Annotated in this window: 12 protein-coding genes; 1 reads left to right on the top strand and 11 read right to left on the bottom strand. The window is 59.4% G+C overall.

The window, feature by feature from the left end:
- Positions 1 to 20: 20 nt before the first annotated feature.
- The 11 genes from KB201_RS05230 to KB201_RS05180 all read right to left on the bottom strand — a co-directional run bounded on the left by KB201_RS05230 (position 21) and on the right by KB201_RS05180 (position 11,124).
- The gene (locus KB201_RS05230; protein ID WP_211538539.1) at positions 21 to 1,460 is read right to left on the bottom strand and encodes a lipopolysaccharide biosynthesis protein; all 1,440 of its coding nucleotides are present in this window, start codon (positions 1,458 to 1,460) and stop codon (positions 21 to 23) included.
- Between the two features lie 80 nt (positions 1,461 to 1,540).
- On the bottom strand, positions 1,541 to 2,326 hold the full coding sequence (locus KB201_RS05225) for a glycosyltransferase family 2 protein (RefSeq protein WP_211538538.1): 786 nt from the start codon (positions 2,324 to 2,326) through the stop codon (positions 1,541 to 1,543).
- Positions 2,327 to 2,367: 41 nt separating this feature from the next.
- Positions 2,368 to 3,210 (bottom strand): 6-hydroxymethylpterin diphosphokinase MptE-like protein, encoded by an 843-nt coding sequence (locus KB201_RS05220; protein ID WP_211538537.1) that lies wholly within the window; start codon positions 3,208 to 3,210, stop codon positions 2,368 to 2,370.
- A gap of 16 nt (positions 3,211 to 3,226) precedes the next feature.
- Entirely contained in the window at positions 3,227 to 4,105 is an 879-nt protein-coding gene (locus KB201_RS05215) for an SMP-30/gluconolactonase/LRE family protein (protein ID WP_211538536.1), read from the bottom strand.
- A gap of 10 nt (positions 4,106 to 4,115) precedes the next feature.
- Complete coding sequence (locus KB201_RS05210; RefSeq protein WP_211538535.1) at positions 4,116 to 4,826, bottom strand: SDR family NAD(P)-dependent oxidoreductase; 711 nt, start codon at positions 4,824 to 4,826, stop codon at positions 4,116 to 4,118.
- Positions 4,823 to 5,764 (bottom strand): phosphoglycerate dehydrogenase, encoded by a 942-nt coding sequence (locus tag KB201_RS05205; RefSeq protein WP_249145106.1) that lies wholly within the window; start codon positions 5,762 to 5,764, stop codon positions 4,823 to 4,825. The genes KB201_RS05210 and KB201_RS05205 overlap by 4 nt, the downstream gene beginning before the upstream one ends.
- Complete coding sequence (locus tag KB201_RS05200) at positions 5,761 to 6,495, bottom strand: acylneuraminate cytidylyltransferase family protein (RefSeq protein ID WP_307848039.1); 735 nt, start codon at positions 6,493 to 6,495, stop codon at positions 5,761 to 5,763. Before KB201_RS05200 ends, KB201_RS05205 begins: the two co-directional genes overlap by 4 nt.
- 3 nt (positions 6,496 to 6,498) lie before the next feature.
- Positions 6,499 to 7,422 carry a glycosyltransferase gene (locus KB201_RS05195; RefSeq protein ID WP_307848038.1) on the bottom strand — a complete coding sequence of 308 codons (924 nt, stop codon included), beginning with the start codon at positions 7,420 to 7,422 and terminating at the stop codon, positions 6,499 to 6,501.
- Positions 7,423 to 7,496: 74 nt separating this feature from the next.
- Positions 7,497 to 8,477, bottom strand: a complete 981-nt coding sequence (locus tag KB201_RS05190; protein WP_307848043.1) for a GDP-L-fucose synthase — start codon at positions 8,475 to 8,477, stop codon at positions 7,497 to 7,499.
- Positions 8,474 to 9,499 (bottom strand): GDP-mannose 4,6-dehydratase, encoded by a 1,026-nt coding sequence (gene gmd, locus KB201_RS05185; protein WP_211538534.1) that lies wholly within the window; start codon positions 9,497 to 9,499, stop codon positions 8,474 to 8,476. Before gmd ends, KB201_RS05190 begins: the two co-directional genes overlap by 4 nt.
- Before the next feature lie 167 nt (positions 9,500 to 9,666).
- Positions 9,667 to 11,124, bottom strand: coding sequence for a sugar transferase (locus KB201_RS05180; RefSeq protein WP_249145141.1), 1,458 nt, complete (start codon positions 11,122 to 11,124; stop codon positions 9,667 to 9,669).
- Between the two features lie 855 nt (positions 11,125 to 11,979).
- On the opposite strand from KB201_RS05180, the gene KB201_RS05175 reads away from it, so the two are divergent.
- Positions 11,980 to 12,789, top strand: coding sequence for a glycoside hydrolase family 26 protein (locus KB201_RS05175; protein ID WP_249145105.1), 810 nt, complete (start codon positions 11,980 to 11,982; stop codon positions 12,787 to 12,789).
- Positions 12,790 to 13,327 lie beyond the last annotated feature (538 nt).

Genomic DNA, 13,327 nt, shown 5'->3' with positions numbered 1-13,327 from the left:
AAAGTCCTTTCTAAGCGCGATTACCGCGTCCATCCGGCGGTCGCCTCCTGCTCATCCGCGTAGCTGTCACTGAACAACCGCGCTGGTGCACGATAGGAGTAGCCGATCATCCCAGCAAGGAGCGCGAGCCCCGTCACGGCAACACCAATTGAGACATCCCGGTTCGCACTCGCCAGCGCGATAACAGAAAAGCTAAATGAGACAACAAGTACAGTGCACACCCAGACACGCGGCGTAAGCCTTCTCCAGGCGACTCGCATTCCGCATCGCGCACAGGTCTGGAACGCCACAACCGCCATCACCATGTAACCCAGCGCGGTGACCGCCGCTGCTGCTATTGCGGTGGTCCCATCACCCAGGGCGAGCAGGATGCCAAGCACCGTCGCAGCGCCGGCACAGGACGACAGCCATGAGAACCGTGTGTCCCCGAGCGTCTGACACAGATAGTTCATCGGCACGAGATAGAGCGCATATGCGCACTGCGCCACTAGCAGGACGGCCATCGCCGGATACGCACCCTCATATTCAGGGGCGAATATCAATGGCCCGAAGAGCGCGACACCAAAACCAAGTGAGGCAGGAACGACAAGCGCCACAAGGAGCTGTACGCGCGCTACACCACGAGTGACGGGCGTCGGGGCGGTGACGTTCTCGCGTCCATACTCGACAAGAACTGCCCTATTGATCTCTCCGGCAAGCAGTGCTGACACTGCCATGCAATTCGCCGCTAGGGAGAAGAGTCCCAATTGGTGGAGCGACGCGGTCATCGCCATGATTGGCCGACTCAGGGAAGTGAGGCCCCAGAACGCGAGCCTGTGAGGCAAGAGGGGTAGCGCATATCGTGCAAGCGTGCCAAAGACAGCGCCGGTGATACCCGCGATGCGCGGTCTGGCTACCGCCAACACGAAGAGGTACAGCGTCGCAGACGACGCCAGTTCCGAGAGGATCCAGCCTTCGAGCCCCATCTTGGCTATGAAAACCAGCCAAATCTTCAGGGAAAAGTTCACGATGATCGATGATGCGCTGCACAATACGAAGCGGGCCAGCTGATCTCGGGCGCGCAACAGCGGAATTCCGAAGTAGACGCCGGCCGCCATCAAGGATGCGGCCAAGACGACGAGTGACCATGAACTGACGTCCACACCCAAAATCTTGCCGTCGAGGCTCCACAGAACTGCAGAGCTCGCAACCCCAAGCAGAGGTACGCCCACTAAGCCGTAGAGCGCGCAGACGCTCAATATTCCTTCGGATTCAGCGGTCTCGCGCGCGGCCCATCGAAAAACGGCGTTCTCCACGGGTGAACACAGCAGGATGCCGATCACCGTGCCGACAACGGTGACGAGGGATACCAGCCCGTAGACGTCCGGTGGCATCACGTGTGTCACGAACGGCAGAAGTAGCAACGCCATACTCTTCTGAAATAGCGCGACTACCGTGTACACGGCGGCTGCGAGCCCCATCCTTCGACCAGTCCGCTCTGGGCTCGTTCCCATAGGACCTGCCCACTCGGTCGGCTTTGTCGCAAGGTGTCGTCTGTTGCTCACGAAGTTCGCGCGCCTCCGACCAAACGCTTCGCAGACTTGCGTAGTGCGATGTAGGGCACCTGACCTGCGGTCCAACACCAATCCAGCGAAGCTGCGAGGTTCCCATAGCGCATGGCATCTACACGCGCTCGATGCCTCCTCAAGAGCTGCCGATAGACATCGGTGTCTGACACGCCCCCAGCGAGGTAGTCAACCAGAATCCGGTCCCAAGCATGAGGCATCGAAACCGCTGCAGCACGGAGTAGGAGGTGGTAGTCAGCCGCTGCGCCGAATCGCTCATCAAACCCCCCGAGCTCCTCAAGCAGAGCACGGCGCATCCAAACTGCTTGGTGGCAGATTACTGCGCGACCCAGCAGGTGACGACGCAGTGAGTACGGGAGGACACCGACCGCTGGGCGAACCTTCTCTCCGCGGGCGTCGACGATGTTTGCGCGCCCATAGGACCAATCGGCGTCTCCCTCCTCGAGCTTTGACGCGACGAAACCCAGTGCCAAGTCGTCATGGAAAACGTCGCCCGAGTTGAGAAAGCAAACGAAGTCGCCGGACGCTAAGCCGATGCCCTTATTCATTGCATCGTAGATTCCTCCGTCACTCTCGCTGATGATCGCGAAGTTGCCCGCCTTTGGGCGATTGTCGAGATACCATTCACGCGATCCGTCGTTCGAGCCGCCATCAACCACGATATGTTCGAAGTCGTCCGCCCGAATTTGCTGTTTGAAGATGGATTGACAGGTATCGATAAGCCCTGAGCGATCCCTGAACGTTACCGTGATCAACGTCAAGAGTGGCCTACTCGACCCGTGCTTTAGCTGGCGTGAGCCAGTCACGAAAGAGCCTGCTCGAGACTAGATTTCGGAAATATCTGCAGCTTGCCTCCGACGGTAGCGTCAACTATCGAACGCCCCTCGGACTCAAACGCGGACTTAGCTAGGCTGTAAGCGACCTCAGATCGGTCAAGATCAGGCAGTTGCCACTTGAAACCTTTGCCGAAGTAATTCGGATCAAAATGATTCTGATCCGCCCCCTGCGATTCCACCACTTTATGAGAGGGCCCCTTAGATGTGAAATTATGGTCGACGCCGACTAGGACGACTTTACTGAAGCCCATGTAGAACGCAATTTGCATTGCAACGTAGGTGACTGTCGCCCCTTCCCAGATACCGTTCTCCAGATTCCCCGAGAACATAGGGCCGGCTCGATTGCCCACGAACACAGGATCAGCCCCGCCTCGCAAGTAGTCCGCGTTTCGGGCAGTCGTAAACAGAGGACAATCCACCCTCTTGAAGTCTTCTGCACATTGTTCGATGACCAGTCGGTTAACCACGACGTGGTAGCTCGGACGGAAGCCGAGTTTGTCATACATCAAGTAAATACGATTGAGACCGAACGTCTTCTCGTTCTCCAGCAGGGTCAGATCTGTATCGTTCAGACTCGGACCATTCCCGATGATTACGCATCGTTCCCCTGCGGCCACGTTCTTGAAAGACCTGATGCGCTTGGCATTTTCGCGCCCCTCCGCCGTGGCGGTATTCCGGAGACGACATACCGCGAGGTCGCGAAGACTCGCTGCTCGGCGTACGCGGGCGTCTCCGAAGGTGTTAACGGCAAACTCCCGCGCTCGGGCTCGAGTTGTCGGCTTGTCTTGAGTGCCAGTAGTCAGTTCCATTCAGCATCTCCCACTTCTAGGTGCCGACTCGTTCCGGTGCCGGTATCACGTTGCTCGTCGAATTCGATACGGCTTGTGGCTCCATACGCCCCACCAAGAGTGCAGCGCATGGGTCAGGCGGACCGTCTTCATCCCCCCTCGCCGCAGTCACCGCGACAAGGTCGTTGGCATCTCCCCCGAACGCCACCGATGTAGGAAACCTACGGGGCACGCTGACCGGTTCCATCCTGTCCCCACTCAAATCGAACCGCTCGATCCGTGCACCCCCCCACATGGCGATCCATACGCCGCCGTGCGCCAGCGTCATCCCGTCGGGAACGCCCGGGCCAGGCAAAAAGGCAAAGTTGCGGGTGCCGGACGATGCTGCCGCGCTGTCCAGGAAATGAGTCACCCGGCGCGTCGGGGTGTCTATATGCAGAACTCCACCCGCCGGGTGAGGCACGACACCGTTCGAAATCCCGAGTTGATCTGCCATACAGATCACTTCGCCGGCCGGAGTGACCCGGTAAAGAGATCCATGCTGGCCTTCACCGGCAACGTGCATTGAACCGACCCATAGATCGCCACGCTCGTCGAAATTCCCGTCGTTCAGGCGCACTGACGCCAAGGCCGGTACGGCCGCAATTCGATATAGATCTCCACTAGCCCAGCTGAATTCATAGATCTCTGTGTCGCTGGCAACGAGCGTCCTGTCGGCGGCCAACGGTATGGCCAGAGGTAGGTACTGAAATGGCAGGTCCGCAATCTCGACATTGCCCGTCTTCTCGAACCATCGGTACAGCTTTGAACGCAAGATGTCCACCCATTGAAAGCATCCCGCTCCGGGGTTCCAGCGGAGAGACTCGAAGAGTATGGATTCGGTCGGTGACAGCACCTCGTCGAACGTCATTTCCATGTCGTGAGTCCTATTCTCCGGCTAGCCGGATACTCGAACCGCCGTCAATCGACAGAGAAGTACCAGTCATGAACCGGCAATCCGAGTTCACGAGGAACGAGACCACCTCGGCAACCTCTGCAGGGTCTCCGATACGGCCTGCCGGGGCCCGAGAGCTGATCCCCTTGAGAACTTCGGCTCGCTGCGAAGGTGAGAACCGCTCAAGCCCTTCTTCGAGCTTCCGACCGTGCACCGCCCCGGGGGCTACCCCGTTAACAGTGATCTCGGGTGCCAACTCGATCGCCGCCGAACGTACCCAGCTCTCGAGAGCTGATTTCGTCGCCGCGTATACGCCCATTCCCGGTGCTGTGGTCGTCGCGTGAATGCTGCTGATGGCCACGACGGTGCCCCTTCTCCGTTTCAGGGTGTTTCGAAAAACCCCGGTCATGACATCCAACGATAGACAATTGACGCGCATCGCGTGGTCCCACACGATTGGGTCGTAGGTTCCCACCGCGGCGGTGGGCTGATGGGCTGCGACGTGAACGATCCCCGAGATCTCATACGTTGCTGCGAGCTCGCCGGCAATCGACCGAACTGCGTCTAGGTCAGCCAGGTCTACCCCCACCTCGACCTGGTCCGTCGATTTGAGGTCCAATCCAACAGTTTCGATCCCGCCTGACCCAAGCCGCGACCTCACAGCGCGACCGATGTCTCCGGCAGCTCCGGTTACGACGATCATCGATCGGGACCACGCATGGACTCGAGTAACACCTGCACGCTTCTCTCGCTGGTCCGCGCGACCCCCTCGCGAGTGTTCGAACCGTTGTGACTTCCGAAGATGACGTTATCGAGGTGCCTGAGACCACTCGACATAGGCACCGGCTCCGCTTCGTACACATCGAGAGCCGCACCCGCGATCGACCCGGAACTCAGGGCGGCGACCAGCGCCTTCTCATCGACCAACGACCCCCTCCCGACGTTGACCAGGAACGAGTCGGACGCCATCGAGGCGAGAAAGCCTTCGTCCACCAGGTGAAAGGTCTCTGGGGTCGCTGGGCACGCGAGGACCACGAACCGAGACTCGTTGCAGACTGACTCGAAGTCGGTGTGCAGCACTCCAAGCCCTTCGAGCTCTTGCGGGTCAACGAACGGGTCGACTGCCCGCACAGTCATTCCGAAAGCCAGAGCTCGGCTAGCAATAGCGCGGCCGATACCGCCGAACCCAACTACGCCCAAGCCGGCCCCAGATAGCGTGATGCCTTCGATCTTGGGCCAGTTGCCGCCCGCGACCTCGTTATGTATCGCAATGGTGCGACGAGCTAAGGCAAGGACATACGACATCGCCATATCAGCGACTTCATCGTTGAAGACCCCAGGGGTATTGCGCACAGTGACGCCATGTCTATTTGCCGACTCAAAGTCGACTGAATCGGTTCCGATACCCCACCGAACCAATACCTTCAGAGCGGGGCACCCCTCAAAGAACTCATCACTCAACTCATCGTCACCGGCGATGACTGCTGTCGCATCGCTCGAGAACTCTACGAGCTCAGACGCAGTGAACTGTTGCCTTCCCGCAAGAGATGGTGCGAGGATCTCGAACCCGAAATCTTCGAGCGTCGCCTTGTGGCGCGGAAGCTCTGCTTGCATCTGTTTGCAGGTGACGACCAGTTTCATTCTTCAGTTCCAGTAGAGAGGGAGACCAGGGCGGGGGACGTACTGGGCCCGGTAAGCCGAGATTCAGCGATTGCATTCGCAAGGTCGAAGTCGGGCTCGAAGTCGATATCGATGGCCTCTACCCCTTCCACCTCGATCACCGACGGATTCGAACCGATCCTGTTCTTGTTCTGCCGCAGTCCCTCTGCGGTAAAGACGTACAGGCATGAATTCTCGAGGTACATAGGCTCAAGATCCTGAGTTCGCTCGAGGACCGCAGGATCGTGGTTGATTGGGCGCAACTGTTTGGACCAGAACCTTGCCTGGTAGGGCGTCACGGAGAAGACCGAATCACAGTCGCCGTCCCTGTACATCTCGAACGCCCTCATCAAGCTATCGCGTGTGAGGAAAGGGTTGGTCGAGTGAGTCTGTACGTACAGATCCGCAGGTTCACGTTCAACCGTATTGAGCAGCACGTCATTCATCGGGGTGTCGCCGGACCGCAGATGGGCTGGGCGGTCCAGTATTCGGACGTCTGGGTACCGCGCTTCGACAATCTCGGCCACTGTGGGGCTGTCTGTGTCGATCACCACAAGATCGATGTAGTCAACCGTCAGTAGCGTATCCAGAACGTGTTGGAAGAGTGGTTTACCTGCCAACGGCCGATAATTCTTGCCCGGCACACGCTCACTCGAATGGCGCATCGGAAGGATAGCGACAACCGAGAGTTTCTTGTCCTGTCGAACAAGCACTGTTCAGCTCCTCGTCTCGTATTCGATTGGCGTTCCGATACCGTCCGGCGCGCCACGGTCGACGAGCTCTGCGGGGTAGTAGTACCGGCGCATCAGCTGTTCGTGCGTCGGCCTCGGATCACGGAATCCTTGCCATGTGCCGTAGAACTGGCTGGAACGAAAGCGCACGACGTCAGACGCGTTACTTACGAATTCGCCCTCACGAAGCGCCTCCATCCAATCTGCGACAATGTTCACCGCGGCGAGCCGGGCCGCGTGTGGACCGCTCATCTGCTTAGCGGGATAAATCCGTTTGTGCGCAATGGCTTCGCGACGGTACCGGTTCGTGATTTGCGACCAGCTTTCCTCGTGAACGTGGACGATGGGCGCGTCACCGGCATACCCGATCTCGCAGCCACTCTCAGAGAGGCGCTTCGCGTAATCGAGATCCTCGAGCCCAGTCAGGGACTCGTCGTACCTGAACTCGTTCCAAGTAGAGGCGAGCGTCGCGGCATTGGCATTGTTGCAGAATGGATGCGACTGGGCCCGTACGTTTCCCGCCGGGAACCACTTCTTCATTATCCGGCGCTCCGACAACTTCGTGCGGTGATCGCCGATCTGACGCCCGTACACCAACGTTGCCTTCGTTGTTTCAAGAGGCTTCACGATGTTCTGAACGTAGCTGTCGTAGACCGGATACACATGGGCGGAGAGAAGAATGATCACGTCTCCGCTCGCGGCTTCGCATCCATAATTGAGAGCGCGGCCGAAGGAGAAATCACGCTTGTCGATAGTGACAATCCTGCACCCGTAGTTTTTGGCGATTTCAACAGTGTCATCGGTGGACCCCGAATCAACGAGGATCACCTCGTCTACAGCCCGGCTCTGCTTCTCGAGACCTTCGAGCAGTCGACCCAGATGCTGCCCTTCATTCAGCGCTCTGATCACAACAGACGTGGTAAGAATGTCGATCTCCTAATCGTCGCAGTCACACGTGCTAGGTTATTTAGACTCAGGAAATTTTACCCGCGCAATTGGTTGACGTTATTTCGGTACCACTGCACAGTGTCGTCTAAACCTTCCTTCAAACTAATCTTGGGATTCCATCCGGCCGAACTCAACGTGGAAACGTCCAGTACCTTACGCGGGGTGCCGTCAGGCTTAGACTCATCCCAGCACGTTTCACCGCTAAACCCGACTGCCTCGGCCACCATCTGCGCGACTTCTTTGAGGGTGTGGTCCTCGCCGGTTCCTACGTTTACCTGCTGCGGGCCGTCAAAATTGTTCAACAAGAACAGGCACGCTGCCGCCATGTCATCAACATGAAGAAACTCGCGCCTTGGCGACCCGCTACCCCAGTTGACTACATGATCATCGCCAGCCTTGAGCGCTCGGTCGTACCGCTGGATGAGTGCCGGCAGCACATGCGACCCTGTTGGCGAGAAGTTGTCTCCGGGGCCGTAGAGGTTGGTCGGCATCGCCGATATCCAGGGATATCCGTATTGCCGACGCACAGCCTGGACATGGATAATTCCGGCAATCTTTGCGATCGCATACGCGTCGTTTGTCGGCTCGAGCGGACCAGTCAACAGTGAATCCTCGCGGATGGGTTGCTCGGCGAACTTCGGATAGATGCATGACGAGCCGAGGAACAGCAGGCGTGGCACCTCGAAGGCCACCGCCGCGTCGAGAACATTTGTCTGGATCTGCAGATTCTGTGACAGGAAGTCGACAGGGTAAGTACTGTTCGCGAGAATCCCGCCGACTCTAGCCGCCGCCAGGACAACGACTCCGGGACGAACTGCCTCGAAGAACTCGAAAACGTCTTTTCGCCTGGTCAGATCTAACTCGCCGCTCGAACGGCCGATCAGACGCGTGAACCCCTGAGCTTCAAAAAGGCGCCAGATCGCCGATCCTACTAGGCCCTTGTGTCCCGCGATGTAGATAACCTCGTCACGGTTCAGCTCATCGATCGAACGTAATTCGCTGTCGGACACGTTCACGATGACCACGACTCAAGTATTGGCGTATCGATCCACGGCTTACCTTCACACTCCAGTGCGGCGACGTCTGCGTCGACCATTATTCGAGCCAGATCAGGTGCCATGATTGACGGCCGCCAGCCCAGGACTCTCTCGGCTTTATTCGCGTCGCCGACCAGCGCGTCCACCTCTGTCGGCCGAAGATACCGTTCGTCGAACCTAACATGGTCCTCCCAGTCGAGCCCAGCGTGCTCGAAAGCGGCAGTGAGAAAGTCACGCACGGTGTTATTACCGCCCGTTGCCAGAACGTAGTCCTGTGGTTCGTCAGCTTGCAACATCCTCCACATTCCTTCTACGTACTCGGGCGCATACCCCCAGTCGCGGACTGCATCGAGGTTGCCCATGTAGAGGAATTGCTCAACGCCGGCCTTAATTCGCGCTGCCGCCCGGGTGATCTTGCGTGTTACGAACGTCTCGCCACGACGAGGCGATTCGTGGTTAAAAAGGATGCCATTCACTGCATACATCCCGTAAGCCTCGCGATAGTTACGCGTGACCCAGTACGAGTACACTTTCGCTGCGCCGTATGGGGAGCGTGGGTAGAATAGCGTGTCCTCATTCTGGGGAGGTGGCGAGGCTCCGAACATCTCTGAGCTTGAGGCTTGGTAATAGCGACAGTCGACGCCCGCTAATCGCACGGCCTCAAGAAGCCTGATCGAACCGATACCTGTTGTATCCCCGGTGTGCTCAGGCTCGTCGAAGCTAACCCTAACGTGCGACTGAGCTGCAAGGTTGTACACTTCGTCTGGATTGATTGAGGATACGAGTGTTACCAGTCGTGCGCCGTCGCTTAGGTCGCCGTAGTGAAGGAACAATCGCGCGGCAGGATCGTGTGGGTCGACATAGAGATGATCGATACGTGTCGTATTGAACGTGGAGGCCCGGCGAATCAACCCATGAACTTCGTAGCCCTTCGAAAGCAGCAACTCTGCGAGATATGACCCGTCCTGCCCCGTGATGCCCGTGATGAGCGCTTTCTTCATCGTTCTCCTGTCGCCGAGACCGCCGCACGGCTATGCGGCGCACTCGCAGTCTTTTTATGGGTAGCCATCTTGTTTAGTTCCCGTGTCCGCTGACGCCAGCATGGTTGAAGTCCGCCCTCGTCCTAATTCCGGAGCAGAATTGTTCCGGGTTAGGGGCGCGGCCCGCTTCAGTAGGCGCCGTCCTTGGAGACAACGGCGCGCGCGGTCCGCCATAGGATCAGCGCATCCTGCATGATCGACCAGTTCTCGACGTAAGAGAGATCAAGTCTTACCGACTCCTCCCAGGACAGGTCGGAACGTCCGGATACCTGCCATAGGCCGGTCATGCCGGGCTTGACCAACATTCGCCGCGCAACGCGTCCGTCGTACCGCTCGACTTCATTCGGCAGAGGCGGTCTCGGCCCTACCAAGCTCATCGTCCCGCCAACGACATTGAATAGCTGGGGCAGTTCGTCGAGGCTGTAACGACGAATGAACGCACCAGCTCTAGTGATCCGCGGGTCGTCCCTCATCTTGAAGAGCACTCCCGATCCCTCATTGAGCGGCCGCAAGTTGTCTTTGAGCGCGTCAGCATCCTGGACCATCGACCGGAACTTCCACATCGAGAACGGCGTGTTGTTGAGGCCGATGCGTGTCGCGCGGTAAAAGATCGGTCCGGGTGAGTCCACCTTGATCGCGATTGCGACGGCAACCAAGACAGGCGACAGACCGACCAAGATCAGCGCGGCGCCTACCCTGTCAACCAGCGCCTTGCGAAACCGATTCGCACCTTCGTACCGCGGCTTGTCAATGTGCAACAGCGGCAGCCCGGCAACGGGCCGAACCATCACGCGTGGTCCCGCCACGTCGGTGACGCCCGGCGACACCATCATCTCGACGTCGAGGCCCTCGAGGTCCCACGACAAGGCCTGCATCGCATCATGTCCGAGTGCCTCGGCGGATGTCACAGCAACAGTGGTTGCGCCTGCATCCAGGACGGCCTCGCACACGTCGTCGAAGGTTCCATACACCGCTACCTCGGTGCCGGCGGCGTTCACGACGGTGCGTTGACCCTCGCGGCTCGGCAGGCAGATGCCTACGACTTCGAATCCCAAGTTGGGCTGACCCAACAACCGCTCGATCATCGGCACGCCGGACTGCTCAGAACCGACAACCAGCACGCGCTCCACGTTCTTGGAGTGCAGCCGCTGGTGTCCGAGCCACTGCCGCCACAACCAGCGCGAGAGAAGAAGTCCGACCGTTCCTACCGGGAGCGCGATCGCGATGAACCCGCGTGCGATGTTAAGCCGGAACAAAAGGTCCACCATCGCGAGGGCGCCGAACAGCGCCAGGCAAGCGGTGACGACTCTGCTGTACTCCTGCGAACCCGCACCGACGATCCGGCGATCCAGCGTCTGGAAAGCGCGGAGGGCCAGCAACCAACCGATGACCAAAGCGATGGAGACGACTGTCGCCGGCACCTGCGCAGCCCCGTTGGGAACCAGGGCGCTCTCTGCTCCGAACCGAACGAGCTGCGCCAGCACAACAGCGGCAATGACCACCACGGCATCTGTCCACGCGAGCTGGACGACGTAGCCGTGAATCCAGGACCTGGCACGGGCACGGTCTTTGCTGGCGAAACGCATGCGCAAACGCAGGCGTTCGGAGGTTCGCTCCTGCGAGTAGGCCGGACGATAGGCCACTGCCAACCTCCCAACAGATGAGATGAGCTCGAAGGCGGTGCGCTTCCGTACGCCCTGCGAATAGAAATCAGACCAAGCCCGAGACGCAATCGGCTACACGGCTCTCGGTGAGACTATTTCAGGATGGTCACAGTTACAACTCGTGAATCGCTTGTAGTCCGACCGGGCGACAATTTTGTCGCAGTTTTGTTGACCTGCTCCTCGACCATGGAGGGGCATGCGGGTACCCGGTGCGTCGAACTCGAAACCCCGCCGCTCAGGGCACGGACGGTGCGCGACAACCGACGTTGACTAGTACCGTTGCGTTACAGCGGGTTTCGCCCGAGCCCATACACTAGTGTGACGAGTGTCATAGCCGTCGCACGGTTGCCCTCGTGGGCTTTCGGTAACGGGTAGTCGCATTTTCTAAAATTCTCGGGGGTTGAACCATTCTCGTTATCTTTGCGATATCTGGTCCCACTTTCGGTTGTCAAATTTTGCGAACGGTGCCAGATGGAATTTGTCCTCGCATAATGTTCGGTCCCGTTTCGATCCGGTGAACAACACGCTAACGCTCAAAGGCATGAAGCCACCCGGCCCGAGTCCGGCGCGGCACGTCACAATGTCGGTATGACGAGCGTCCCGCCCGCTTCGATCGAGGTGCGTATATCGCGGCGCCGGTTGCTCATCGCCTCCCTCGGAGGTGCCGCAGCGCTGGCCGCGTGCGCTGCCCCTGATGCGCCGGATCGACTGCCGCCAGCCACACACACGTGGGGGGCCTTCATTCCTGTCGTCACCCCCGGAGGGGACACTGCTCGATTGCCAATCGACCAGCTCACGGCACTCACAGGGGCTAAACCCGACTACCTGCACGTCTACGCATCTCTACGAGACTCTCTACCCGTCCAGACCCTCGACGCCGTCCGAGAGCAACAGATTGCCCCGATGCTCACGCTTGAGCCCTGGCGGCCCGGCGGCGGTACGGTCCAGCCGGAGTACTCCCTCGCCGCCCTCGTCGAGGGCCGGCACGATGCCGACCTCACCCGCTGGGCCGACCAGCTCGGCTCCTGGGGCCATCACATTCTCTTACGATTTGCTCAGGAAATGAACGGACCCTGGTACCCGTGGTCGATTGGGGTCGGTCGGAATACCGAATCCGAATATCGCGCGGCGTGGTCACGAATGCACCGGATCGTCCGCGAGATGGCCCCGAATGTACGTTTTGTCTGGGCGCCGAACGCGATCACCGAGGGCACCAGCGATTTCGGCGGCTGCTATCCCGGCGCGGACGAGGTCGATTACCTGGGACTCGACGGGTACAACTTCGGCGCCTCCCCAGGCCACACATGGCAGTCTGCGGACAAACTGTTCAGTCGCAGCATCGCCGAGTTGGAACGACTGGACCCCCTGCTTCCGATCCTCGTCACGGAGGTCGGGTGTGCTGAGGGTGAGACCCCGGAAAGCAAGGCAGCGTGGATCAGGGACTTCTTTGCGGTCATGGAGAACAGCCAGCGTATCGAGGGTTTCCTGTGGTTCCAAATGGACAAAGAGTGCGACTGGCGGTTCAACTCGACGCCCACGAGCACGCAAGCGTTTCGGGACGGATTGGCCGGCTGGATCAGAAGCTGAAAGTCGCTGAGACTGTTGTCACTGTGAAGCGGGCACGAATCGCGGCTCTCGACAGCGCGAACTCGGCGCCTATGACCTGATACTGGTCGGATGCCGCCCGAGCCCATCCCGCCGACTGTCTTCCATTCGCTGGTGATCTTGAACCTCTTGTTCGTCACAGGCGCGTGGAGCCTGGCGCGTCCGAGCTACCCGGTAGCTGGTGTTCTCGCTGCTCTGTCCGGTGCGTGGTTCTTCGGGAACGGTCCGATTGAGGGGCGGGTGCTGATCTCGTTGACCCCCGATCGCGGATTCACGGAGTCCGACATCCTGTGCATTGCCGGGGTTGTACTTGCAGGTGTTGCCTGTGTCCGCACCCGCGAACGGCGGAGGTGGGAGGAGTAGGGGGGCTTCGACAAGCTCAGCCAGCGGGAAGGGGCTCAGCCAGCGAGAACCGGGCTCAGCCAGCGCCGACGGGTCATCAGGTGGCTTCGACACGGCGCCTCGCTTCGCTCGGGGCCGGCTCAACCAGCGAGGAGGCTCGGGGCCGGCTCAACCAGCG

The organism is Gordonia sp. SCSIO 19800, from assembly GCF_018132775.1.
GTDB lineage: Bacteria > Actinomycetota > Actinomycetes > Mycobacteriales > Mycobacteriaceae > Gordonia > Gordonia hongkongensis.
Note: the sequence above shows the minus strand (reverse complement) of the source record. Positions and strands in the feature narration are given on the sequence as shown.